Annotated in this window: 1 rRNA gene; it reads left to right on the forward strand. The window is 59.6% G+C overall.

From position 1 onward, the window contains the following. Window positions 1–10: 10 nt before the first annotated feature. Window positions 11–759: ribosomal RNA gene (locus ABD374_RS08210) — 16S ribosomal RNA — on the forward strand; the annotation flags it as partial.

The following is a 759-nucleotide window of genomic DNA, read 5'->3' on the forward strand; positions in this document are numbered from 1 at the left end:
CGGGAAAACATTCATGGAGAGTTTGATCCTGGCTCAGGACGAACGCTGGCGGCGTGCTTAACACATGCAAGTCGAACGATGAAGCCCTTCGGGGTGGATTAGTGGCGAACGGGTGAGTAACACGTGGGCAATCTGCCCTTCACTCCGGGACAAGCCCTGGAAACGGGGTCTAATACCGGATATCACTTCCTCGGGCATCCGAGGGGGTCGAAAGCTCCGGCGGTGAAGGATGAGCCCGCGGCCTATCAGCTTGTTGGTGGGGTAATGGCCCACCAAGGCGACGACGGGTAGCCGGCCTGAGAGGGCGACCGGCCACACTGGGACTGAGACACGGCCCAGACTCCTACGGGAGGCAGCAGTGGGGAATATTGCACAATGGGCGCAAGCCTGATGCAGCGACGCCGCGTGAGGGATGACGGCCTTCGGGTTGTAAACCTCTTTCAGCAGGGAAGAAGCGCAAGTGACGGTACCTGCAGAAGAAGCGCCGGCTAACTACGTGCCAGCAGCCGCGGTAATACGTAGGGCGCAAGCGTTGTCCGGAATTATTGGGCGTAAAGAGCTCGTAGGCGGCTTGTCGCGTCAGCTGTGAAAACCCGCAGCTCAACTGTGGGCTTGCAGCTGATACGGGCAGGCTTGAGTTCGGTAGGGGAGACTGGAATTCCTGGTGTAGCGGTGAAATGCGCAGATATCAGGAGGAACACCGGTGGCGAAGGCGGATCTCTGGGCCATTACTGACGCTGAGGAGCGAAAGCGTGGGGA

It is taken from the genome of Streptomyces enissocaesilis (assembly GCF_039533765.1).
Taxonomy (GTDB): domain Bacteria; phylum Actinomycetota; class Actinomycetes; order Streptomycetales; family Streptomycetaceae; genus Streptomyces; species Streptomyces enissocaesilis.